The sequence below is a fragment of the Dulcicalothrix desertica PCC 7102 genome (assembly GCF_003991905.1).
GTDB lineage: Bacteria > Cyanobacteriota > Cyanobacteriia > Cyanobacteriales > Nostocaceae > Dulcicalothrix > Dulcicalothrix desertica.
In genome coordinates, this window is record NZ_RSCL01000059.1 from 1 (window position 1) to 24,987 (window position 24,987).

General features: G+C 37.8%; 21 protein-coding genes. 16 read left to right on the plus strand and 5 right to left on the minus strand.

The window, feature by feature from the left end; all coding sequences use genetic code 11:
- Positions 1–178 precede the first annotated feature (178 nt).
- Entirely contained in the window at positions 179–427 is a 249-nt protein-coding gene (locus DSM106972_RS49115) for a hypothetical protein (protein ID WP_127087535.1), read from the plus strand.
- A 38-nt stretch (positions 428–465) separates the two neighbouring features.
- Here DSM106972_RS49115 and DSM106972_RS49120 read toward each other — a convergent pair whose 3' ends face one another.
- A complete protein-coding gene (locus DSM106972_RS49120) occupies positions 466–876 on the minus strand; it encodes a hypothetical protein (protein ID WP_127087536.1) in 411 nt (136 codons plus the stop codon).
- Positions 877–951: 75 nt separating this feature from the next.
- Here DSM106972_RS49120 and holA point away from each other — a divergent pair, with 75 nt between their 5' ends.
- From holA to DSM106972_RS49145, 5 genes are all read left to right on the plus strand, one after another.
- Complete coding sequence (holA, locus tag DSM106972_RS49125) at positions 952–1,926, plus strand: DNA polymerase III subunit delta (RefSeq protein ID WP_127087537.1); 975 nt, start codon at positions 952–954, stop codon at positions 1,924–1,926.
- On the plus strand, positions 1,923–2,903 hold the full coding sequence (locus DSM106972_RS49130; RefSeq protein WP_127087538.1) for a DNA polymerase III delta subunit-related protein: 981 nt from the start codon (positions 1,923–1,925) through the stop codon (positions 2,901–2,903). Before holA ends, DSM106972_RS49130 begins: the two co-directional genes overlap by 4 nt.
- Before the next feature lie 57 nt (positions 2,904–2,960).
- A complete protein-coding gene (locus DSM106972_RS49135) occupies positions 2,961–3,914 on the plus strand; it encodes a tRNA guanosine transglycosylase family protein (protein ID WP_127087539.1) in 954 nt (317 codons plus the stop codon).
- 60 nt (positions 3,915–3,974) lie between these two features.
- Positions 3,975–4,370 carry a single-stranded DNA-binding protein gene (locus DSM106972_RS49140; protein WP_127087540.1) on the plus strand — a complete coding sequence of 132 codons (396 nt, stop codon included), beginning with the start codon at positions 3,975–3,977 and terminating at the stop codon, positions 4,368–4,370.
- A gap of 115 nt (positions 4,371–4,485) precedes the next feature.
- The gene (locus tag DSM106972_RS49145; RefSeq protein ID WP_127087541.1) at positions 4,486–4,923 is read left to right on the plus strand and encodes a hypothetical protein; all 438 of its coding nucleotides are present in this window, start codon (positions 4,486–4,488) and stop codon (positions 4,921–4,923) included.
- Positions 4,924–5,077: 154 nt separating this feature from the next.
- Here the strand turns inward: DSM106972_RS49145 and DSM106972_RS49150 are convergent, their stop codons facing one another.
- Positions 5,078–6,181 (minus strand): hypothetical protein, encoded by a 1,104-nt coding sequence (locus DSM106972_RS49150; RefSeq protein WP_127087542.1) that lies wholly within the window; start codon positions 6,179–6,181, stop codon positions 5,078–5,080.
- A gap of 619 nt (positions 6,182–6,800) precedes the next feature.
- On the minus strand, positions 6,801–7,265 hold the full coding sequence (locus DSM106972_RS49155) for a helix-turn-helix domain-containing protein (protein ID WP_127087543.1): 465 nt from the start codon (positions 7,263–7,265) through the stop codon (positions 6,801–6,803).
- Between the two features lie 559 nt (positions 7,266–7,824).
- On the opposite strand from DSM106972_RS49155, the gene DSM106972_RS49160 reads away from it, so the two are divergent.
- The 10 genes from DSM106972_RS49160 (at position 7,825) to DSM106972_RS49205 (ending at position 23,092) form a co-directional block, all read left to right on the plus strand.
- Positions 7,825–9,006 carry a ParB/RepB/Spo0J family partition protein gene (locus DSM106972_RS49160; protein ID WP_127087544.1) on the plus strand — a complete coding sequence of 394 codons (1,182 nt, stop codon included), beginning with the start codon at positions 7,825–7,827 and terminating at the stop codon, positions 9,004–9,006.
- Entirely contained in the window at positions 9,003–12,704 is a 3,702-nt protein-coding gene (locus DSM106972_RS49165; RefSeq protein ID WP_233786991.1) for a hypothetical protein, read from the plus strand. The genes DSM106972_RS49160 and DSM106972_RS49165 overlap by 4 nt, the downstream gene beginning before the upstream one ends.
- A 791-nt stretch (positions 12,705–13,495) precedes the next feature.
- Complete coding sequence (locus DSM106972_RS49170) at positions 13,496–15,196, plus strand: IS1634 family transposase (protein WP_127087545.1); 1,701 nt, start codon at positions 13,496–13,498, stop codon at positions 15,194–15,196.
- A gap of 1,073 nt (positions 15,197–16,269) precedes the next feature.
- The gene (gene mobV / locus DSM106972_RS49175; RefSeq protein ID WP_127087546.1) at positions 16,270–18,006 is read left to right on the plus strand and encodes a MobV family relaxase; all 1,737 of its coding nucleotides are present in this window, start codon (positions 16,270–16,272) and stop codon (positions 18,004–18,006) included.
- A 176-nt stretch (positions 18,007–18,182) separates the two neighbouring features.
- Complete coding sequence (locus tag DSM106972_RS49180) at positions 18,183–19,370, plus strand: hypothetical protein (RefSeq protein ID WP_127087547.1); 1,188 nt, start codon at positions 18,183–18,185, stop codon at positions 19,368–19,370.
- A 653-nt stretch (positions 19,371–20,023) separates the two neighbouring features.
- Positions 20,024–20,836: a ParA family protein gene (locus DSM106972_RS49185; protein ID WP_127087548.1), complete on the plus strand. Its 813-nt coding sequence runs from the start codon at positions 20,024–20,026 to the stop codon at positions 20,834–20,836.
- A gap of 2 nt (positions 20,837–20,838) precedes the next feature.
- Complete coding sequence (locus DSM106972_RS49190; RefSeq protein WP_127087549.1) at positions 20,839–21,990, plus strand: ParB/RepB/Spo0J family partition protein; 1,152 nt, start codon at positions 20,839–20,841, stop codon at positions 21,988–21,990.
- Between the two features lie 126 nt (positions 21,991–22,116).
- Positions 22,117–22,314 carry a site-specific integrase gene (locus DSM106972_RS54605; RefSeq protein ID WP_267901243.1) on the plus strand — a complete coding sequence of 66 codons (198 nt, stop codon included), beginning with the start codon at positions 22,117–22,119 and terminating at the stop codon, positions 22,312–22,314.
- A 74-nt stretch (positions 22,315–22,388) separates the two neighbouring features.
- Positions 22,389–22,634 (plus strand): hypothetical protein, encoded by a 246-nt coding sequence (locus tag DSM106972_RS49200; protein WP_127087550.1) that lies wholly within the window; start codon positions 22,389–22,391, stop codon positions 22,632–22,634.
- A gap of 32 nt (positions 22,635–22,666) precedes the next feature.
- The gene (locus DSM106972_RS49205; RefSeq protein ID WP_127087551.1) at positions 22,667–23,092 is read left to right on the plus strand and encodes a hypothetical protein; all 426 of its coding nucleotides are present in this window, start codon (positions 22,667–22,669) and stop codon (positions 23,090–23,092) included.
- Between the two features lie 22 nt (positions 23,093–23,114).
- Here the strand turns inward: DSM106972_RS49205 and DSM106972_RS52000 are convergent, their stop codons facing one another.
- Both DSM106972_RS52000 and DSM106972_RS49215 read right to left on the minus strand, forming a co-directional pair.
- Positions 23,115–24,086: an AbiTii domain-containing protein gene (locus DSM106972_RS52000; RefSeq protein ID WP_158633027.1), complete on the minus strand. Its 972-nt coding sequence runs from the start codon at positions 24,084–24,086 to the stop codon at positions 23,115–23,117.
- Positions 24,087–24,431: 345 nt separating this feature from the next.
- On the minus strand, positions 24,432–24,779 hold the full coding sequence (locus DSM106972_RS49215; protein ID WP_158633028.1) for a transposase: 348 nt from the start codon (positions 24,777–24,779) through the stop codon (positions 24,432–24,434).
- Positions 24,780–24,987: the final 208 nt, after the last annotated feature.

The window sequence follows — 24,987 nt, forward strand, 5'->3', positions numbered from 1 at the left end:
CACGAGCTTAAAGTTTTGGGAACTGAACCATACTGCTGCCTGAATCCTTGCTGTTTTGTCGGCGCCCCCTGAACGCTTACGAATATTTTGGCGCAGAAGCGCCGACCAAAACGAAAAAGACGGACTAACCAAAAGTGTTTGATAAATCCGTCATCTAGCGTTTTTGATAATATTTATTATGACAGAAATTCAGCAACTAAACAAGCTTGAAAGAATGCTTAATAGCTTTGGTGTACAATGCAATCCTCGTCAAACAGCCAAAGGTGAAGTAGTTCTCCCTATCCGTTATAAAGGAGAAGGATTTACTGCTGTTCTCTCTTGTGTAGGAGGAAACCCAACCGAAGAGTGGTGGGGTAAATGTGGCGCCACAGTACAAAAACGAATTAAAGAGCATTTCCAAGCTTTCATTGCTGTCGATTCATTATAACAATACGTAGCACTTCATAAAGAAGTGCTATATATTTTTTAAATCTCTATTTCTCTGACCTTGTTAAGCTCCATACCTAAATAGCTATGTTTTTGAGAAAGATTACGGTCATCGGCGAAGGGGTCAGTTCCATCAATCAACTCTTGCCACAATGGCACCCCATCACCATCTAAATCGCTTTTTAATATCGTCTCCTTTGCTACTGAAGAAATTCCTTGCCTAAGTAACCAATATACTAAAGATTCAACGAACTCTTTGGAGCAATTATCTTCTGCTAAATTCACAAGTAATTTTTCAGCATCTTGCTCCGTCATTTTTGAAGGTTTGCGTAATCCAAGACTCCTTAAAAATCCAGTTAAAACCTCGTCTTCTCTCTCTGTACCCGCATCAGTATTTGCTATTTTATCTAAATGTTCAAAAACACTTTTCTTAGATAACTGTTTATCCATAATCTGTAATTTTAATTTATTTAACGCGGAGCTAACGCTCTAACGTTGTTGACACCATAATAACGGATTACAAATATGCCTATAAAATTATACTGGGGTGAAAATGAATTCCTGATAAATCGTGCCGTTCAACAATTGTTACAAACGGTGTTGGATAAACAATGGGTAAGTTTCAACTATACGGAGTATTTACCAGAATCAAAAGAAACCATCTACCAAGCTTTTTCTAACTTAATGACAGCACCAGTAGGGAGTGGGGGAAGGTTAGTACACTTAACTAACAGCTATTTGCTGGGAGTTTGTCCGGAGGAAATTTTGTTGCAGTTAGAACGTATTTTACCGAACATCCCTGAAACCAATGTGCTGCTTATAACCAGCACTAATAAACCTGATGGTAGGAACAAGTCGGTTAAACTGCTATTGGAGTATGGAGAAGTAAGGGAGTTCGCTCTAATCCCCCAATGGCAAACGGAAGCATTAACGCACCAAGTTCGCGCGCTTGCTCTTGAAATTGGTGTAACTTTAACATCAGATGGTTGTAAGGAATTGGTCGAATCAACTGGTAACAATACAAGACTTTTGCGGAACGAATTGGAGAAACTAAGTATTTATGCTTCAGGTATACCTGTAAATGCTGAAGTGGTAGCTTCCTTAGTAAACAATGGCGCCAGTAATAACCTGCTACTTGCTAATGCTATTCGTTTAGGGAACGTCTCGGAAGCTTTGGAACTACTGGAAAACTTAATAAGAAGCAACGAACCTGCTTTAAGGATAGCCTGCACACTAGTAACAATGTTCCGCACTTGGCTAGTAGTCAAACTGATGGTTGCTAGCGGGTGTAAAGATGATGGGGAAATCGCAAAAGCAGCAGAACTAAAAAACCCCAAGCGACTTTACTTTCTCCGTCAGGAAATTACTTGCCTAAGTTTAAGCAGGCTAAAAAATGCGCTCAAAATCTTACTGGAGCTTGAGTTAATGCTTAAAAGTGGCAACGATGAAAAACTCGCCCTTCAAACCCAAATTATTCAGCTTTGTAATACCATCGTATGAATCTTTTTAACAATACTCAAGTCCTTGAGCGCGCGGTGGAAGTTGTAAACTATCAAAAATCAAGCTCTAAACTCTCTACAGTAGTAGGACAAACGCTGGCAATATCGCTACTCGAAGGAGCGATACACAGCCAACACAGTACTTCGCGTATCGCCCCAGCGTACCTGTTCATTGGTTCAGACGGAGTAGGGAAATCTCTAACAGCTAGATGTTTCATTGCTGAGGCTTTTGGTATTCACAAAATCACTAATCATCCTGATGTGCTATGGGTAGAACCAACATATCTGTTTCAAGGGGAGTTGTTGAAGGAAAGCGAACTCATTGATAATGGAGTGCAGCGAAAAGTTAAACCTCAAATTCGTATAGAGCAAGTTCGAGAAATTACTCAATTCCTCTGCCACTCTCCTTTGATGGCGCCCAAATCCGTGGTCATTATTGAGGAGGCGCACCAGATGAATCAAGCTGCTGCGAATGCCTTACTCAAAACTTTGGAAGAATCGAAAATAGCAACTATTATATTGCTCTCTTCTCAGCCACAAAAACTACTACCTACTATCATTAGCCGTTGTCAACAAGTTCCTTTCCACAAACTTAATAGTACAAATATGGCGATAGTACTAGAGAAATTGGGGCGCCAAGACATTCTAAACAATCCCACTGTCATGGCACTTGCCGCTGGTAGTCCTGGTCAGGCAATCACACATCATAACCAGTTGCAATTGATACCGCAATCTATACTCGATGCTCTCCTTACTCCGCCAACAACAGCATTACAAGCTATTCAAATTTCTAAACAAATAGAAGCAACATTGGACTTTCAGCAACAACTTTGGCTGCTTGATTATCTACAAAACCGATGGTGGAGTTGCTTAAGTAGTACAGATTGGTTGTCAAAATTAGAGTTAGCCAAAACTGCGATGTTGAAATCAGTCTTACCAAGATTAGTTTGGGATGTTACGTTACTTCCTGTTTCTTAATCAAACCTAAAACTCCCTGATACTTTAGGGGAGTTTTAGCTTATTTAGCTATCAAAAATGAAATTTTTCGCAGCAATAGGCAAAACAGACTACATTAAAATTAACGGATATAAAAGAGGCATTTGGGAATTTTTAGAGCATCAACCTGACGGATGGTTATGCTCAATAGCGTTCAATCAAGCTGTAATACCTCATCACAGCCAAATTCTTTGGGACTGCGGCGCCTATACTTATAGACATCTAGATGTCCCGATGTTAGGTAAAAATTTGGTTACGCCACATTGGGCAATTCACCAATATAAAAAGCGTAGTAGAAGTGGGGATATTATTGTCGCTCCTGATTCTTTGCTGTTGGGTAAGAATTTAGAAACACGTATTCGCTTTAATTATGAAAGTGCTAGACAATTTATCGAACTATCCAAAAAGCTTGAAGGCAGAATTGCAATGGCTGTAGTGCATGGGGTTTCGATAGAAGCGAGAATTGAAAGAGCGTTGGATTTATATAACTTTGGCTACAGAGCAATAGGGATAGGAGGTTTAGTAGCAACTGCTTCTAACAAACAATACAACACAAAAATTATCAAAATAATTACTCAAGAATTACGTCAATTGCCAGAACCAATCTGGATTCATGTGTTTGGCTTATCTTCTCCAGCATACGCGCGCGTCTTTGATGACATTAACATTACTAGTTTTGATGGAGCTTCGCATTTTAAAGAAGCATTTATTGCTGGCTCATTCTTCCTAATCAAAGGAGAGCGTTTAGTAAAGTATAAAGCCAGCAAACCACATGAAAATCCAACTGTTCCACTATGCAATTGTCTATGCTGCCAAACCTTAAGACGATATGGATACGAAACTCGGAGTTTTGGAGTATGGCAAAATAATTTAGGTAGAGCAGTTCATAACCTCAACCAGCTACTTATTGCTCAAAAAAATACTGAAAATCAAAATAAATCCAATTATAAACAACTATCTTTGATTATAAACGATTGTATTAGTTCGGCATAACCTCCTATTTAAAAGGGCGCAAAAGCGCTAATAAAAGAAAATTACCAAAGGTAAAATACTATGAACGAACAATACGTAAATCAAGTTCAAATTATTGGACGTGTAGGACAAAATCCCGAAACTAAATATTTTGAATCAGGCGCCGTCAAATCTGCCATAACCATTGCAGTCAAAGCACCTTACAAATCAGATAACCCTCTTTGGTTTGATGCTGAGTGCTGGGGAAGTATTGCAGAAGTTTGTGCCGAGTATGTAAAGAAAGGTTCAACAATTGGTATTAATGGTGAACTTGTGTTAGAACAATGGAACGATAAAAACACTGGTGAAGAACGCTACAAACCTCTAATTCGTGTCAGCAACCTAGAACTCATTAATTCTCCTCGAAACAACTCTTCAAGCGAAGAACAAGCTGAATCGAATAATGAGCATAGCCAATTAGTTAACGCTAATTTCTAATGTAACCACCAAAATACCTCGCGTTTGTTCTGATAATAATGCGAGGTATTTTGGTTTTTATGTGCGCTCAAGCGCATTTATTAATTGAAAAAACAATAATTTTCAGGCACAAATTATGATTAGCTCTACTCATACTATTCGAGTTATTTCCCTAAACGAAGCTTTTGACAAGCAAGGAGTAAAAATTGCTTATGGGCAATGTGCTTTCTCTCACTATTCCAAAGATGGAGTAGTAGAAGACAAGGTTGCCTACAGAGCAAAAGGCGCCGCAGCAGTCAGTATTGCCGAAGCTGGTATAGGCGCCAGTGGAGTAGCAATGGGCTATATAGATTTAGAGATAATAGATTCTGGTCGTGGATATAAACAAAAGAAGCCTACTTTAGTCATCCGTACCTTCATCCTCACTAACACTACAAAACTCTCTTCTGTTCCCACTCCTTCTATAACTTCTCAAGAAACACAAAATCATAAAGAGCTAGTTGGCGCCGTTGCAGCAGTTGCATCTAAAAATGGCTACTTAAATATTGCTGACGACTCTAGCATACCTTTTTAAAGTAGGTAAATGAACAAACGTTTCAATTCAAATTAATATTTTTCTACAAATGCTTCCGTTTTATTCCGGAGGCATTATATTTTTTATCACTTAGAAGTAGTTATAATTAATACAAAAAAAATGATTTGCTATATTTATAACAAGAGCAATGCCACTATTTGTCCGTAAAACAATAGTTGCTATTATAACGTAATTTATCAGGATTAATCTCAAATTGAATATTAACCATACTTCGTTTTTCGGGCAATTCTTTGGCATCTAATATATAACCGTCGGTTTTTAACTCCTCAATAGTTCGCCACAAAATTTGATTATTTCTAGATACATTGCTACCGAATAAATCTAAATTTTTGAATAAATACCGTCTAGAAATAAGCAAATGTTTACCATTAGTTAATTTATCCCTTCTCATTCGGTTAGCAAGGTAAATTATCAACTTCATCTTGTAATCATACCTAGCATTATTGCCTTGCTTTTGCTTGATGTCGATATTGTCAGAAAGTTCCACATAGTCTCCCGTTCGCTCCAGTCCATCAAAAAATTCTAATGCTATCGTATAAGCATCCGCTAATTCATAAGTGTAATCAGCTGCTTTAGCCAAATCAAAGTTCCGGGGCAAATTGTCTATTTCATAACCTTGAATACGGATAATGCTTTTGACAACAACCTTAGCTCCTTTATTCTTACCTTTGATTAATGAACGAGCAAACACTAATTCAATCCTGTGGAGAGCCACTAAATCTTGGTTAAGTTGCGAGCGCAATCTTGCAGTAAAATAACCTTTTTGAGTAGGCTTATAGCCTAAATTCTCTAATAACTCGTTAGACCGAAAAGAAACTACACGACTATTTCCCTGCTCTCGCGCTTTTCTATACAGAAAAAACAAAATACTGACTTGTCTTGTATTCAGAAAAGTAATCAGTGCGGAAAACAAGCGCTGAATGCGGCGATCTTGAATCTTCTCAAGTCCTTTACTAATTCCTTCGTCAGTAAATGCTTTCAAATCAAAATTAGGATATTGGTCTTTTATATTTTTCCACTCCTCTTTAGAAATCTCATCCACTCGAACACGACGGCTAACAGCTACTTCGCTGTCTTCCAACGGGTCACCCTTAACATGCACTTCCAAAAAGTAACCTTCTGCGTCCATTTGAAAAATAGGTGGTTGGACATCAGGATTTGCAATTGAAGCTGCTGCCCTTGGCAATATCATCATCAGTTCTCCGTCAACCTGGAAAACAGTGTCTTTTTTACTCATACACACCCTCACTATATATATTGTCGTTTCGACAAATATTACCAAGCTTTGTGCTGCTGTACTCAAAAAGACACATGCTGTCTTTAACGAATCTTAACAATCATTTGTGAGTCCGGCGTATGATTTTTAGGGTTTCTTTTGTGAGTCCGGCGTATAGTTTCGTTTGTGAGTCCGGCGTATATTACCTCCTAAATGTTTGTGAGTCCGGCGTATAGTTTCCTAAGTAGTTTATTTTAAATTTTATACATATTCATCAGTGATGCAAAGTTTTTAGCTACTGATTATACGTTACTTTATATTTATTAAGGTATTTATTAATACATATCAATAATATATGTTACCCCTATTTTGTTTGTGAGTCCGGCGTATAGTTTTATTTGTGAGTCCGGCGTATAAGTTGTTTGTGAGTCCGGCGTATAAGCGATTTTGACCCCTTGCAAACAGCTATTTTCGGTGGTAAGTTCTGATCTCAAGGTTTGCTGTTCGATTACCGACCCTAAAGCATAAAAATGCAACTTAACACTACGCAGCGGCTACTGCGAGTTAAAAGGAGGGTTAAAAACTGTAAATGCAGTTTTTATCTTTTTTAAAGATTGTGATGCTTCCTAAGTCCGGGAAGCTAGTTAGATAGAACTTTGTTTTCTTCTAAAAGACGACCAACCGTTCTTGGTGACATTTCTGGTAAACCTTTTTGCTTTGCTGCTTCAGCCACTTGCTTGTTGTGCTGGTAAGTATTTGCACCTGGTTGACGAGTTTTGCACCACTCGCTGATTTCCACTATTTTGGAGACTTCTGTTTTGGCTTTTACTTTTTTAGGGCGCCCCATGCCACCACCAAGAATTTCCTCGACCTTAGCAACTGCATCATCCCAGGTCTGTGGTTGTAGCTTGCTTGCAACCCATCTTTTTTTCCATTTTGATATTGAATGGTCTGTAACCTTAGCATCTTGGGCTATTTTTGCCCATTTTTCACCCGCATTAAGCATTAGCAGTATCTTTACTCTTCTTTTTACTTCTGTACTACTGGTGATTGCTACATGCTCCAATGCTTTTTTTTCAATAGGACTTAGTGCTAAGGGAGGCATCTTATTTATCACCTCTTTTTTCTGTACTCTTTTGCAAAACCATTTGATATCTGATATACTTTCTGTGTAAGAGTAACTTCAACCAAATACTCAATCAAAGCCCTGTTCCACCAAGGCTCTGATAAAGGAGACAACTTTACCTATTCATTGAATAGGACTAAATTGTTTCGTTCAACCAACCTAACACTTATCATATCATGATTACACCAGATTTGGCACATCTACCCTCAGCTAGATGCAACGTATCTCATAATTTATTTCATAGAGATATCTTAACAAGACTTAACGAAGTTGTCCACGATGGGAGTCGATATTGTCGAGAGTGATGAGTTGCTCTGTTGAGTAACCTTAAGACGAACTTTCATTCTTATGGTCGAGGCAGAACACTGGGAAGTGTTTACACGCTAATAATTTTGTATTTGTTTTAAAAATTAACATAGGCTTAAGAATTTCCGCATTTGGGTTGGTTTAACTTTCCCAAACAAGTCCGAATTTCATGTGTTTAATAAATGCCTAATTACAAGGCTTTCAATCCCCATTTAAACAATCGGAGGGCTGTATGAATACAAATCATACAGAAACAAAGTACTTCAATTCAAGTGATTTAGTCTTACATACTGAGCTACTACGTATATATGGAAACACTGAAGAAAAACTTGATTTGCAGCTAGATATTGAAGCAAATGGCATTATGGTGCCATTAGTAGTATCAACACGTACACTAATTAATACAGTTGTTTCTGGTGGGCGCCGCTTGCGCGCAGCAATTGTCCTTGATATCGATTCTATACCAGTAATTTGCTACCCATTCCCTTCGGAGCAAGCAGAAAAGCACTTCATACTATCCGCCAACCGCAACCGACCGAAGACAAAATACCAACAACTCATTGAGGGTAAGGAGTGGGAATTACTTGAAAAACAAGCAGCAGCAATAAGGCGCCAATCTGGACTTGAGCAACGCTGGAAGAATAAAGATGCTGAAAAATCGGGCATCGATGATGACAATCATGACTATTATCCAGTAGTGCTTTTATCTGATTGGAGTGGGTCACGTGACCCACTCCAATCAGATAAAAAACAGCGTGCGACAGATAAGGTTGGTGAACGTATTGGGATGTCCAGACGAACTTACGAAAGAGCCAAACCTATTATTGAGAAATGTGAAAAACTACGTCATTTAGGTAAGGAAATTGAAGCTGCTGCACTTGAAGCGTACTTGGAATCAGCAGGAATCAATCCAGTCGCGAATCTATTGAAGGCACCAAACTGCGACGAAGTGTTGAGTTTAGTCAGCAGTGGAAAAGCAAAAACAATTCAATCTGCATTGTTAAGGGCAAACCGTGTCCATAGAGTAAGCGCAGTGGTAGAGGGGGCGATATTCTTCTTCCCTGATAAGTTGTTACGTAAACTAACTTATTACCATTCAGGTCGCGTAGTCAGAATTGCTAACGCCATCGCCACGGTATGCTTCCGAGATAAATATGATGACGACCTACACGAGCATCAATACAAATGCTCGGAGCTACTCACCTTGGATAAGGAAGGTGAAACACATGACCAGATTCGCTTACGTGACCGCATACATCGATTAATCGCCAGTGAATATTCCACAGCAACTGACCGATACCTATTAAATCGATTATTAGGCACCGTAGTTTGTACACGTGAGGAAGTTGACTGGATCGAAATTATTGAATGGCGAATTGCAGGAAAAACGCTCGCAGGGGTAGGTGAGAGATGAAATTCCCGCGCACTTCACGTTTTGAGTATTGCCCCATCTGCGGTAGACAAAAACCGGATTGTGGCTGGAAACCGGATGACAGAAATTTTCGGTTTTGCATGAATACCCATGATGCCTACAGTACACCTCCTGGCTGGAAGTTTGTGGGTCTGACTAGTGGTGGTCAATGGGGGATGTTTGTACCCGATGATGGACGCTCATATACAGAAGCTGAACGTATTGCTTATAGAGAGCGATGGCAGCAGCTTCAAGTAGAACGTCGCAAACTACATGCTGAGTCTTTGGATGAAAGTGAGCGTCATCGCCAACATAGTAAATTAATTAACCAATTACCTCTTAAACCTCAACATCATGATGACCTCAAACGTCGGGGATTATCGGATGAATTAATACGCGCGGGGTTATTTCGTAGTATCGACCAATACCAAAAGCTGGATTTTGAAGTATCGTATCGTCTTGCAGGTGTAGGAATAACTGGTAAAAGCCTGACTAATTTCACTACTGGATATATGGTTCCGGTATGGAACGAGTACTTTCAAATCGTTGGTTATCAAATTCGTAATGATAACCCAGGTGATGATAATCCTAAATATTTTTGGGCAAGCAGTAAATCTAATAAGAAGAGAAATACAGGCGCCAGTGTTCATTTACAAAATGGTGAACTTCCCCTCACATTCTGCGTACCTATGCGTGTTCATAGTCTAATATCGAACAACACAAATTTAAGTAAAAACTTTTTTGAAAGTGCAGAACCATTACAAAATCAACATTTGTTTGCTAAAAATCATGAAAGTGAAAACCAGCATGAAGATGCAAAATTGAGATTGAAATATATAATGCTTGCTGAGGGTATCCTTAAACCCTATATACTTGCCCAACTACGTGATTGTTTATGTATCGGCGCCGCAGGTGGTAACTTTGCAGGCAGTCCTCAAACATTGAAGCGATATATTGAAGCTGCATCACGGTTTCTTGATGGCACGAAACAAGTTGTACTATGGGCTGATGCTGGCGCCGTTGTGAACAAGCAAGTAATGCGGCAGTACAAAAAAACTTATCAGTTGTTGAGGAAATGGGGTTATGAATTGCGGATTGCTTGGTGGGGACAAGTTGATAAATCTTGCCCTGACCCTGATGAATATACTGGTAACTATGAACTGCTATCTTGGAATCAATTTGAAAGTTTGTCACGTAATCCGTTGCAGTTTTGGGATGGTGTTAAGCACCAATTAGATAAGTTACGTCGTGTATTTAAAGAAAAACGAGGATTTGACAAACAACTAAATACGGATAAAAAGCAAGTAATTGTAAACAATCTTAATTATCAAGTCGGCAATTTACCTAATTATGATGAATATGTTCAACTTGGGTGTCCGAAGATAATTTACCAAGCATCGGAAAGGTTTACCTTGTGGTTGGAAGCAACGAGCAAGGGATGGCACCATATATTTGATAAATCAGTGCCAGGTCTGGGTAAGTCGCATACAGCCGGTAGTTTGAAAGCTGCGGAATTTGATAGCATCAACCAATTGTTTTATCTTGCTGCTGACCATCGCAACCCAACTACGGTAACGGTTGAGGAAAATTTTGTTGATTTAATACCACGTCATAATGGTTTGGAGATTGACAACACACGTAAGACACCGTTAGGTAAATCATATTTGGTAAGACCAACTAGTAATGCTGATGGAAACAAGCTTACGAAGTCTAATTGTTTTCGTGAACATATGTTTCGGTCACTTGCCGCTAAAAACATACAAAATATTGAGAGTAACGATAATCCGATATGTGGTGGTTGCCATCTTAGCAATGCCTGTCCAAACAATATCGGTGATGGGTTTGGATTCCGTTTTTTACGAACAAGGTCGTTAAAAAATCCGCAAGTGCGCGCGCATCCTGATAGTATGCCGAGCATTGAGGATTATCAGTATGACAAGTGTGGTGTGATATGGGATGAAGTATCTCAATTAATGCGAACACGTACTAAAATCGAAGTTCGTTTTGATGATTTTAACCAAACTGTTGGTCAATTAGCGCTTGCGGCGCCTGAAACTTATAACAAGTTGAAACCAGTATTACTACAATTATCAAGTTTATTTACACCTGGTAAAAAGCCGGAAGTAGAAAGTACGAAACTTCCGACTTCCCCTCGTTATGGTTTTAGTGATATTCAAGTTCGGCAAATAATCGGAAAATTGCCCGACTGCTTAAGCGATATAATTGAAGACTTGTTACCAGCCCTGACACCTGACTTAGCATTTCTGATTGAAAAATCGGATAGTCTTGATATTTCGGTTGGTACAAAACAAGATAAAGCACGCGGTAGGCAGATAAATAAGTTGTTGCGCGGTGAGAATTATAAAGATGTCAAGCAGCAATTGAACTCGGTTAGCTTAAATTGGTTAGTACCACTGTTGGAAGTCTTGGGCAATTATATTGATGGCGCTCTTGCTTTTGAGAAAGGAGTACTATCAATACATACAGCAGATTATCGACATAGGGATGTAGCGCGCGCAGCTAAATTCAACATTTATTTAGATGGCACAATGGATGTGCGACATCTAGCATTGAAGCTACATACAGATGTTGAAGACATATTAGTTGTTGAACAAGCATTGCCAAGTTATGAGAATTTAACGGTTGTACATGTAACCGGAATGGGAACGCTGGGTAAGGATAGACGTAAGCAATCAATGTTGCCGCGCGTGTTAGCGTTGCGTGATGGAATTATAAATAATCACAACGACAAGAAAGTTAATTTTATTGAACGTAAAATACATGCCTTACCTGGGGATGGTTATCATTTTAGAGATGGACGTGGTGTAAATAGATTTTTAGATACGCAAGTACTAGTTTCATTAGGTGTACCTTATTCCCATATAGGGGAAATGGCAGCAGAATATCAGATACTGACAGGCGAACAAATTGATTTAGATATTTGTAGTGCTGATGTACCAAATCAATTTAGTAAGCTAGAATTTAATAAAGGCTATGATAATGATAATCAATTAACATTTCAACAGTTTATTGATGGGATGGTACGTGCTGAGATATCTCAGGAAGGGGGAAGACTGCGTTCACATTTACGACTGCATGAAAAATTAACTTATTATTTTGTTGGTGATTTTGACATATCCTTCATCAAGGATGAACTGCCTGGATGTAAGTTTGTTTCCATGCGTGCGATTGAAATAGCTGTTGAAGCTGCTCAATATGGAGAGCAAACACAATATGCGATTATTAAATCATTAGGCGAACACATATTAAAGGGTAAACATTATGTAACGCAATCAGACGTAATGCTTGGCATGTCGGAACCTGTGACTCAAGGGCGAATATCTCAAATTGCCAGTGATTTGAACCTTGAAGGTGGATGGTGCCAGTTGCGTCAAACAGCAATTGATTTGATTGCATCACTGAATACAAAAAATGTTGTTCTTAATTTAGACGAAGACTCAGAATGGTTGAAAAGTATTTATCTGCCGTTGATTGGTGAAGAAAGCGTACGGGATATGATAGCCAATTTGCTGGAAGTAGCCAGTATAGTTGGTATTAAGTTTAGAGATATATTAGCTGCTACAAGTATTGAAGTTAGAATCAAGTTATTAACGGTTGTATTTACGGCTATTGCGAAGATAACAGGCGGATTGGAATGGTTAGTTGAGGATTCAATATTAGTGCTTAATGATACGTCTTAGTATGAAATTGTATAAGTAGAGAGATTTATAACGAATACTGAATGTAATGGGTAGTTGATTCTCTTAAGGACTCCTAAGTGATAAAATATCCAATTTTTTTTGTGGACTGGGCATCCTTGTCTGGTCTAGATATGCAATGGGTAAGGATGCTCAGAATAAGCCTTTGAGATGTTCTTCAAGGGTTAGTTTTCTTTATTTCACTAGATTGCTATACATTTTTAACTAACGTTCTTCCATCATTCTTCTTTATTAATAATTGAATGTGATTTTAACACCTCACAAATAAAGCTTTAAACTAGCTTTATTTTATAATCATGTAAATTATTACTGTCTTACCAAACGCTTCTATTATTAGCGTCATAAATTATTTGCAAGCATTTAATAATTTGCAATAGTTTCTTGGTGACAAAGCTCAAACAACGCAAAATTCTTATTAAATTGGTACTTTGCTCCGATTTCTTGAGTGCATGTGATTGTTTTATTGCTAAAGTTGTGTAGATTTTGAATTAGTTATTGAAAATACTTAATTAACTTGTATTTTTTGTTTCGTTATTTTTCAAATAACACAACTCTGTATTTTTAACCTTAAACCTACATTCCGCACCCAACTGTCACAAGCTCATTAGTACTAAATAAATTTCAACAAAATAGTACTAAAGAGCTATGACAATAAACAATATTTCAGGCTTAATGATAATTATTTTTATTATACTCAGGCAATAGTAGAAAATAATTTTGGCTCTCAAAATGCGAAAATTGAAACAGAAATCGTGAATGAGGGTTCTCTAACTATGTTTAATATAGAAAATACGAAAATACAAAACATCGACCACTTAGGAATTGTTGCAGGAATAGTAGATTCTATCGGTTTAGTAGAAATAATTAATAATTTTGTACCTCAAGAGCAAAGTGAAAAAGTTAGTGCGGGGCATGTTGTTAAAGCAATGATTTTAAATGGGTTAGGATTTGTAGCTCAACCTCTATATATGTTTCCAAAATATTTTGAAACAATACCATGCGAACATCTCCTAGGAGAAGGAATAAAACCAGAGTATCTGAATGATTATAAGCTTGGTAGGGTTATGGATAAGTTATTCATAAAAGGATTGTCAAGTATTTTTCTAGCTATTAGTATTAATGTCATTCAGAAATTTAAAATATCAACTTCAACATCACACCTAGATTCATCATCAATGCATGTGCATGGAGAGTATAAATCTTCATTTCCAGAAGTCATCTTTGAAAAATCAAAAGGTAAAAAGAATCTGAAAAAACAAAAAGACGAAGAAGGACAGGAAGAGAAAGAGCTAGGAAATGAGAATATAGAATCGAAGCAAGCAATAAATATAACATATGGTTATTCTCGTGACCATAGACCAGACCTAAAACAGTTTTTAATGCAATTAATAAGCAGTGGAGATGGAGATATACCAATATTTTTTCAGTCAGCATCAGGCAATCAAGTAGATTCATCATGTTTTGGAGAAATAGCAGCTAACTACAAAAAACAAATTAACTTTGATAGTTTAGTAGTAGCAGATTGTGCATTATATACTGAACAAAACATTGAGAAGATGTCTGGGATTAAATGGCTATCAAGGGTGCCTTTAAGTATAAATGAAGCAAAGCTTTTAGTATCAACAATACCAGAATCAGAATTTTTAGAATGTGAATTAAAAGGATACTTATATGTAGCTAAAAGAGTTACTTATGCTGGGGTAGAGCAAAGATGGTTAGTTGTTCAAAGTCAAGAAAGAAAAAAGTCAGATTTAGAGAAACTCTCAAAAAAAATTGTCGAATCATTTGAAAAGACGAAAAGAGATTTAAAAAAATTGTCGTTAGAAGAGTTTGCTTGTGAGGCAGATGCGGTTAAAGCATTATCAAAATTATCTGAAAAATTCAAATATCATCAAATTTTAGAAAGTCAAGTCACTACAATCAAAAGCAAGAAACAAAAGCTACCATCAAATCAGCAAGCTACTGTTTATCAAATTTCGGCAACATTCACAGAGAATGAAGATAAGATTAATCAGGATACTTTGAGTGCTGGGCGCTTCATACTTGCAACTAATGTTTTATCTGAAAGTGAATTGCCTAACAGTGTAATGATCTGCGAATATAAAGCACAACAATCATGTGAACGAGGATTTTCTTTTCTTAAAAACCCATCATTTTTCGCTGATAGCGTTTATTTAAAAAGTCCAGAAAGAATAGAAGCATTGGCGATGATAATGGGCTTGTCTTTATTAGTTTACACTTTAGCGCAGCGACAAATACGTTTAGCTCTGTATGAATCACAGTTAAAAATTAAAAATCAGCTAGGAAAACTGATAGATAATCCGACATTAAAATGGATATTTCAGTGCTTTCAATCAATTCATCTAGTTACATTTAATGACGAGAAGCAAATATCTAATTGGAACCAAGATAGAGACCTTATAATTAAATTATTTCTTCAAGATTGTCACCGCTACTACCAAGTTCTAATATAATTGTTGTCTATATTTTATATTTTGACATTTAATACTTCTACTGTTTTGAGCTATTTCTATTTTTATGGCTCTTCGTATTGACATGATTAATTATACTCTATTTTGATTAATGTATTATAAAAAGCCTTCTAATTAAATCTCATAATAGACGTGAATCTATTAATTTGATTATAAAGTAAATTTCAATCTTATTGACAAGCGTTGAGAATTAGCTACAAGCTCAAGCTTTAGCTTTTCCCCTGTCTTTTAATGCTTTCTGTTATTTTGAAGTATTATTTTATTCTTTAAGCGTAGATTTATTCTCAGTAATTACCGAATTGTGACAGTTGGGTGCGGAATGTGGGTTAAATATTAATATTAGTTTTGTAATAGTTTTTGTAACTGCAAAACTAATTTTTATGAAACTCTAATTGTTTACGATAAATCTAAATTTATATCGATTATTTTTGTTATGAATTTAATCTTTGTTGTTTAACAAGATAATTTTAAATATGTAACGATATATATACTGCTAATGTTTAAGCGTTGTATCTGTAATTTAAAATTTATAAATATTTGAAAATAATGTATCTGTATGTGGTATATGCTTATCCTGCAAAAATGAATTAATTATATCGATGGTTTTTATTACACGTGAGGTGATAATGCCATCATATACACTCTTTATTCGGTTAACCGAACCTTTTTATCCGTGTTAATACTACTTAGTTAACTCTTATTGGTATTTAATGTTATATTTGCTCTTCAGTAAGAATATATTAATTTTTTGTATTGATACCACTTATTACACAATATTAGATATTGTATGCATAATTTATGACAATGATTACTGATAATTTCAGGTGCCTGATTTGAGCGTGAAAAGTGCCAGAGTGCTAAATAAGCGTACATTGATATCATTGGCAGTAGCGACACATGTTATGGTACTTGCTAAGTAAAAGGTGTTGAGTTTACAAGTGGTACGAAGATTGTACGATACAAAACTCAAACAAGAGTGTGAAGAACTGAGAATATTTGTTTACCAAGGATAACTCATTGTAACTGTGCCTTGGTTGTAATGGGAAGATGCAGTTATGAATAGTTATGCTGTCTGTCTCATTAAGAAAATTAAGAGTTGGGTACAGTTGAATACCTGCGCTTCGCATAATTCGAGAGCGCGCGAAACTCCCAATGCTGATTTATCGGTAAAAAATGTTCGGTTAATCGATGTCGGCGAAAATAAAAGTCTCAGGATTTTGTTCGTGGAGAAAATCGGAGACCAGAAAATTCGCTCGAATGCTGTGTTGGGTATTGAGATGGTTCTAAGTGCAAGTCCCCAATACTTCCGTCCTGAGAATCCAGCTTGTTCTGGGTTTTATCTCCAAGAACGAGTAGATGATTTTGCAACTGCTTGTACTGATTGGTTGCTTAACCGCTATTACGGTAGGGTGGTGCGCGCGGAACTTCACCTTGATGAGACAACCCCTCATATTCATGCTTTTATTGTGCCGCTCGATAATCAAGGTAAGCTCAATGCTAGAGCGCTGTTCCACGGTCGAATAAAATTGTCAGAGTTGCAGGATAGCTTTGCCGTTGCTGTTAGTCATCTTGGTATTGAACGTGGCATCAAAGGCAGTAAAGCTCAACACATGGATATTCAAAAGTATTATGCTGCGGTAAATTGTAAGTCGTTCCACATTAATTTAGACGATGTTTTACCAATACCCAATGATAGTCAATCGGTTTTTGCATATCGTGAGTTAATCAAAGAAATTCTTCAGCCTCAACTGGATATTCTTAATAATCAAATCAATGACCGCGATTTACAACTGAGAGAGAAAAAATATATCGAGCAGACCGCACAAGCAAGCGAGCGCGAAAGGCAGAAGTTAGAGCAGCGTGTGCAAAATTTAGCCTGGACTTTAGACCTGTGGCAAGCGCAAGCTAACTTGATACGTGACCTACCTCTGGAAGAAGTCGCTTATCATTTGGGGCTGCATCTAAATAATAAAGGAATTTGGCAAGGCGATGGTCATTCTGTGCGAGTAGTCGGCGCCAAGTTTTATGATTACAGTGGCGCCCAAAAGGGAGGTGCAGGCGCCATTGATTTGGCGATGCATTTGTTGCAGTGCAATTTTAGGCAAGCAGTTGCATGGCTATATGATATTTTTGGGGAATCTGACATGCTACGTGCAGTTACCCATCGCGCACGAACCGAAGCTCAAGAAATTGTTTCCCAGGAATTGGCACCGCAGTTTATGGCGCCAGTACCCGATGAAAGTCGTTGGGATGCGGTGAGGGATTATTTGGTTGCTGTAAGAAAGTTACCTGGAAATTTTATTGATAACCTTCATGTGGCTGGGTTGATATATGGTGATGCGAAACAAAATGCCGTGTTTGTAATGCGGGCGATGGACTTGGAAATCACAGGTGCATTTTTACGCGGAACTTATGGATTTAACAATACTTTTTATGGATTAGCCAAGGGTAGTAAACGCAGCAAAGGTTGGTTTCATTTTACTACTGGCGGTCACGGTGAGGATAAGATTACGCGCGCGGTTCTCGCAAAATCTCCAATCGAAGCGTTATCAGTTGCAGCGTTAGAGTATTCTTTACTGGAGAAAACTATATATATAGCTGTTGACAGTCCTCGGTGTATGCCAGTTGAGTTTTTGAGTTACTTCAAGAATATTGTCGCGGCTTATGATAACGATGCAGCAGGTAAGGAGATTTTTGAGGCTATTCAGAAAATTTTACCTCAAACAAGTAGGCTTAAACCAAAAGCGCGCGATTGGAACCAGCAGCTGATTCAAGTTAAATCTGGTGTTTGAAGAGTGGGTATATAAATATACTTATACTATACTAGATTTTTGATTCGTTTCTTTTTTGTTAGCTGGATTTAATGCATCCAATCAGTAAAATTTTCAGTTTCGAGTTCGTTCTGTTGCAAGACAATCGTTACAATAAGGATCTCTGCTAAATTGCTAAACGCTCAAAATGTTGTGGAATGGATATTGAACAGCCTAATCTTACAGAATATATTGCTTTGAACGCTACTACCTTAGCCCAAAAACTTTTGTACCAAAATGAAGGTAATAAATTTCTCCGGTTTACGTACAACGTTATTAAAGTTATCCAATCTGATGCCAGTGCGAAAGAATATTGGGCAATTTTGAATAATGCACAAGAAGCTAACCTTCATCTTGCTTTGGTTTCTTTGCCTCTTTCGGAATATCTGTGCTTCTCAGGTGCATCAGAAGAAGTATTTGAAATTGCCGTTCCAGGGCTAGGATTTAAGTATGAGTCAATCTGTCGTTTTGATAATGATTTTGTTGAAGTTGTTTATTACCATAATGGCAAGTATACGCAGGTTTTCGGCACTCCATCTATGGTGAATGAATTTAAGGCTCAAAACTTTCCCACAGCAACCAATGTTGCTATCACAACTTTGAAGGGCTTTTTTACTATTGCGCTTGTAGTTCCCAAAATTCAGGATGACGTACAAGACACAGCAATTAGGCGTTCAACACTCCGATTTGCTGTTACTGGTCTGAATAAATTTGCGGATTATTACCGTAAATATGTTGGTATACCGTGGGCATCCGTGCCGCACTACTCATTTTATTCATTTCCTTATGGTTACATTCGAGAGTTTGACCTCAATGGCAATCTCCTACAATCAGATAAATATATGATGAACCCTGCTATGGGTGTCTTGCCCAAACGTCCATATTGTATTGATCCTGATGGTTCATTGCTTCAGCATTTTAGTGAATCCCTTAAGCAATATCTGGATTCAGATATAGAGTTGAGTAATTTTCGTAAAGGCGAGGCATATGCTGGGCATGGGCATGACTTAGCTGCTATGAGATTCTGCGTTTCCGGTGTAGATGGAATTCTTAGAAAATGGGCGGAACAAAAGGGTATTCAGATAAAAAATACCACACCAAATAAAGCACCTATTAGTAAGCTTCTTGGAAAATTTGAAGAAATTTTGAAACAGGAAAAGTTAGTAAATGACCCAGATGCTTTCATGAAACAAGTCAGGGATGCAGTAAGTTTTCGACACTCTATAGAGCATGAAAGTTTGCACGCTGTTGATAGCACGCTCGTGTTTCCAGCTATCGACATATTAAAACAGTTTTTTGATTTAGTACGCAAACAGTTAGCAACAGTTGAGCAGTCAAGTACTTAAGAATGCAGGTGGCGGGCGAGAGATTTTTTGCTTCTTACTAGGAGCGCATAATTACTCTTGGTAGTTGGTTCTAGTCAAATTTGTCACTAGGATACGGACAACAGCAAGATTTGATATCAGTCCTAGCCAATCAAACTTGTAGTGATATCGCCGCTTCTAAATGTAACATGTGTATTTACTTGTTTCTAATTGTTTTTCCATTTACCGAATTGTTTAAAGTTCTTTTGCAGAATGAAACTGCTTTCGCGCTTTGCCAAGCGCGGTGACTGAGGCACCTAATTAGGTAAATATCTACGTCTATTAACTTCCCATAGCTAACCAACTGTATTACTCTCTGCGAATAGAGAACAAGAATTTTTGTAATGTTTATTAAAATGATGCCAGTATGCTAAGACTGTCTGGCAAGCTTTAAGGTGTATAGTTCTGCAAACTTTTCTGTCAAGTTTTTAAGTCATTGCTGCTTCCTTCGGCGCCGTCTTAAGTCAAATATATCACTCTAAATATTAATGTTCTCCACGTCAAATCAAGAATTTGGTTGATGTTTTGCTGTTATTGAAGTAAACTTGGCTACAAAAAAATAGCAGTATTTTGATGAATTGTATGTCTCGGATAACGTTATATGATAATAAACTATCTATACATGATGGAGAACCATGCAAATTCGACTAGCTGTGATCAGTAATGCCGGAGGAAGTGGCAAGACGACGCTTTCTGTTCACTTAGCCTATGAATTAGCAAAACGTAAGCATAGTGTAGCTTTGATGGATTTAGACCCACAGGGTTCGCTGACTTTGTTTTGTGGGTTGGCGCCACCTGAACCAGAACAGACACTTGCATCTGTCCTCAAAGATAAATTTGATGGTACGTGGCCTCTTGTAAATTGTTGGAGCGACTATACCGATAAAGTAGTTATTTGTCAGGGTGGGATGGTACTGACACAAACTGCTGATGAATTAGTACTACACAAACGCGGTGCCTATTTGCTGGGGGATTGTTTAACTGATAGTCCACTCGAACACGACTTAATTATTTTTGACTGTCCTGCAACACTTGGTCCTTTGCCTTTGATGGCACTAGCTGCTTGTACACATATAGTTATTCCCGTACAACTCGAACCGAAATCAATTCAAGGCGCCGCTCATTTACTGGAATGGTACTATTACCATTGCAAGCACTTGCGTTTGAAGCCAGTTCCAGAAATCCTGGGATTTGTGCCTAACCAGTATGACGCACGCAGGGCTACTCACCGACAAATGCTTGCTAGTTTGCCCGGACAGTTAGAGCAAATGGGTATCCGCGCGTTTCCTGCTATTCGAGACAGTGCTGAGTTTGTTAATGCCAGTGGTCAAGGTTTACCAATACATCTTTATCGCCCAAGCCATCCTGCCAAAGATGATTTCAAAGAAATTGCTACTTTTCTTGTATCCTTAATTGGCAAGAAATCGAAAGTTACCGCAAATAAATAATTATGCCTGACCGCAAACCAACCGCGCGCAAAGCTCCTGACCTTAGTAATTATTTCTCCGGCGCCAAGCAGTCTCAGCAATTATCTGAAGCTGAAGAAGAAATTCTCAAGCTCAAAGCTGAGATTGAAGAACTACGCTCAAGTGGATCGAATGAGTTGGAAGCCCAACTCAAAGAATTGCGCGAACAACTCCAATCACAAACAGGTATACTATCGATTCCCATCGAACAAATAGAACCAAATCCTGAGCAACCAAGACAGACATTTTTACCTGAAAGCGTTGAATCGATGTCTCGTTCGTTGAATAGTGACGGACAATTGCAGCCAATTATTCTAATTCAGCGTGAGAAATTGCTGCTATTTGATGGAGAACGTCGTTGGCGTAGTGCTAAAGCTTTGGGTTGGGAAGCTTTACAAGCAGTAATTATCCCAGAACCAGAAAGTTTACATCGTAAGGCTTTATTAACTTCTTTACATCGTGAAGACCTCAATCCCCTTGATAAAGCAGAGGCAATTGTAAGAGAAATTGCTAGTAATACTGAACTTGATGCATCAGATATTCCTCGTATTCTCTCAACAGTTGTGCGGCGATTAAATATGCAAAAACGTATGAACGCCGTTGCCGAATTAGTTGCAGAGGCGCCAGAAAAACAGCACTCAGTGTTAGCAAGTCTTGGTTTGAGCGATTATGAACAAGCTGTGCTGTCAATATTATTAGATTTACAGCTTAATCCTGCTTCTGTTGATGCAAATATTTTCCCCATGTTGTCTTTAGCTGACGACCTGAAAGCAGCTATCCGTAGTGGTTTAAAAGGTATGCACGCAATAGCGCTACAAAAATTATCCGCTAAAAACTTAGGCATCAGCGAAGAGCAAGCACATGTGATTCGTGCAGAAACGACTAAAAAAGTAGCTGAGGAAAACTTATCGGTAATTGCAACACGCAAAGTAGTTAACGAGGTAATAACATCTCATCAAACCTCACAGACTGAAATTACTAGTACTCGTAAACCAGTTTCTCTGGAAGTAAGGCGTTTGCAAAAGCTTTCTTTTGATTCGTTGAAGAAAACTGAACGCAGTGAATTGCTTGAACTACAGGATACTTTGCGTCAAAAATTAACAGAAATTGAGACAATTTTGAGAGATGTTGAGTAGTGGAAAAATGCGATTGTTTATGAACCGCTGTTTGGCTCCCTGTCTTACCGCAAAGGGGATATAGAAGATAGATTGATTGGTGAATCGATTCGGCGCCTAGTAGTGAGTTAGTGTAAAAAAGCTGGTATTTCTAAGCCAATGTCCCCTCATAGAGTAAGACATAGTTCGATTACGACCGCCCTCGATCACAGCAACGGGAACTACCGCAAGGTGCAGAACCTGTCCCGGCACGCCAGCATTGACACGATTCAAAAGTACGACGACAACCGCAAACGCCAGCAGCAGCAACGAGAAATCTCGGATGTGCTGGCGGACTTGGTGTAAATAAGCAGAAAGATGGGGACTAAGAGAAATTGCCTACTTTATTAGGTACGTTGCAGAGGCATACTCAAAGTATAATGCTTGTATTGTTTCAAGTTGCGAGAGAAAAAGCTGTTATGAACGAATTAGAAAAAATTCAAATTATACAACAATTAAACAAGCTGGATTTACAGGAATTACAAGCTTATATATCCGTTTGCGAAACAGTGATAATTAAAAAAATAGCGGTGCAGCTTTACAACAGTAAAGTCAAAGCAAAGAGAACTTTGGAAACTAACCAAAAATTGCAATACTACAAAAGCTTGATTAGCAAGTGTTACTAATTTACTCCCAACTTCTAAAATGGTGAGTATAAATGGATATTATCAGGCGTGCCTTACGGGACATATGGATTGTTTTCTGGTATAGATTGGAGACTGATGAGAGAAAAAATTCCGACTGTATTGATGTTGATTATTTCTTATATAAGCGGTGGCAGAAAAAGCTTGAACAGCAAAGAAGCATTGCTTTTGTTTTCGCGACGATTAAGGATTTCAATGGCGAACGAGTTTTTATGGTAGATGAATTGCAAGTTCCTAGTAAACTGAATAGAGATAAAGGTTTGGGTTCCTATTTAATTCGTCAAATTATTGGACACGCAGCCAAGCGACAATTGCCTGTGGTACTTTTTGCTGACCCCGGCGGTATTGGAGGTGCCAGGTTCAATAAAGAGGACTTAACCAATTGGTATAGTAGGTATGGGTTTAGAAAAGAAGGTAATAAGCTAGTCAAAAGACCTTAATGATTTAACTAGTAATTCTGCTTTAACTACTCTTATTTTTTTGCCAATCTTCAAATGCAGCGATTATAAAACTGGCTAATGGATGATTGAGCATTTGTGAAATAGCTTGCGTACTGCCTGCTTTCAAAGCACTGATTATTTTTTGATGCAATTCAGGATTACTTTCTATGCGCTTAATAGCTTCAGAAGCAACTGTCATTTTTTCAAAAGTAGTGTTAGTAGGGTAGGATTTTTCTAATTGTTCGAGTAATTCTTGAATCTCTGCCGCCGCTTCAGCTAAATTTCTATCTACATTATTATGAATTACGTCTCCTGTGTAGTCCCGTCCAGCAACGCCACCACCAAGATTAACACCACGAAAATCGTTATTTTGGGTATTTGACATAAATTTTTCTCCTACAAAATTTTCAATAAAAATATGGTAACTATGACTAGACGCTATGGCTTTTTCTTCTGGAGAAAAGCTCATACCTTCTCCCACAATTCCATCCTTTTCTAGTTGCAATACCCAACGCAGAATAATATTTCTTACAGCATCCGCTATTCTGTGTAGGCTGGCGCTGCTAATAGTTAATTTTATAGGTAAATCTCTACCTATACTTCTCATTAATAGTGCCTCTATTTCAGCAGCTAAAATTATTTCCAATCTGTCGCTCTTGTTGTTTGTATCTTGAATTAAGGCAACTATCTGGCTCATTGGATCAGTAATGGGAGGGTTACGTATGATTTCGTAAGATTCTATACTTTCAGTATCCATTACTACGATAGGCTGCCATCCACGAAAAGGATTGTGCCCTTTAAGTTGCCCTTGAACAAAACGATACTCAGGTATAGATTCTATCTCAGTGTAACCATTAAGCTCTAATTCTATCCAATTCTCGAATTCTTGAATATCGAGTTTTTTTGCTACTACTAAAGCTTTGCGGAGTAAACTCAGCACAGAAACCGAAGAGTCAAGCGCATCTCTTCGTAGCTCCACTACTAATGAACTCATAAATGTAATTAGCCAGTTAACGCTATTCCTATAATTCCCATATCAATACACCCAGATTTTCTTGTCTAATTGTGTAGCACCTACCAGCATTCAGTGCCTATGTACTGTAATACTTTAACTACAAAACCGAAATAGGCGAGTTAGTGTGGTTATCCGTAAAGTTAGGTAGGGATTTTGCGTTTATCCTGTAAAAACAAAAGAACCTATAAAGTCATTTTAAACGAAGACCTTTTGAACGGAGCTATCTTAAATTTTCAAGGAAGACCTAATACCCTAACCATCCAAAATCCTAACGATTTGATTGGCAGGCGTATCAGCATACTAGATATACAGCACTTCCCGGTGTTATGAGGTACAATAGCAGCAATTAGCAAACCAGTTTTTTAAATGTTGAGGATTTATTAAGTCGAGCGCAACTGAAATTAGTTTATCAACCATTTCTGTTGTAGTTGGAGCAGAACTGCGTAAAAAAGATTTGAGTTGCGACCACCACAATTCAATTGGATTAAAATCGGGAGAGTATGGAGATAAGCAAATAATTTTAGCACCTACAGATTCAATCATTGGTTTAATTGATGCTAGTTTGTGGGCAGGTAAATTATCCATAACAACTACCGCTCCTGACCACAATTGAGGCACCAAAAACTTTTCAATAAATACATCAAATGCTTTGCTATCCATCGAGTTATTCATCGTCATTAATGGAGAGCGAAAAATTTCAGGGGAGCAGTAAATATGAACTTCCAATCCTTGAAATCAACTTGCAAACATCACCAGCACTTAAGAGCAACATTGAATAAGTAATATTTAAGACTAAAAAGTATATTATTATACTTCAGATTCACTTAACTCTCACTCTCATAGTAAAGAGTATAATGTATTCTCTTTACCTAAAATACTT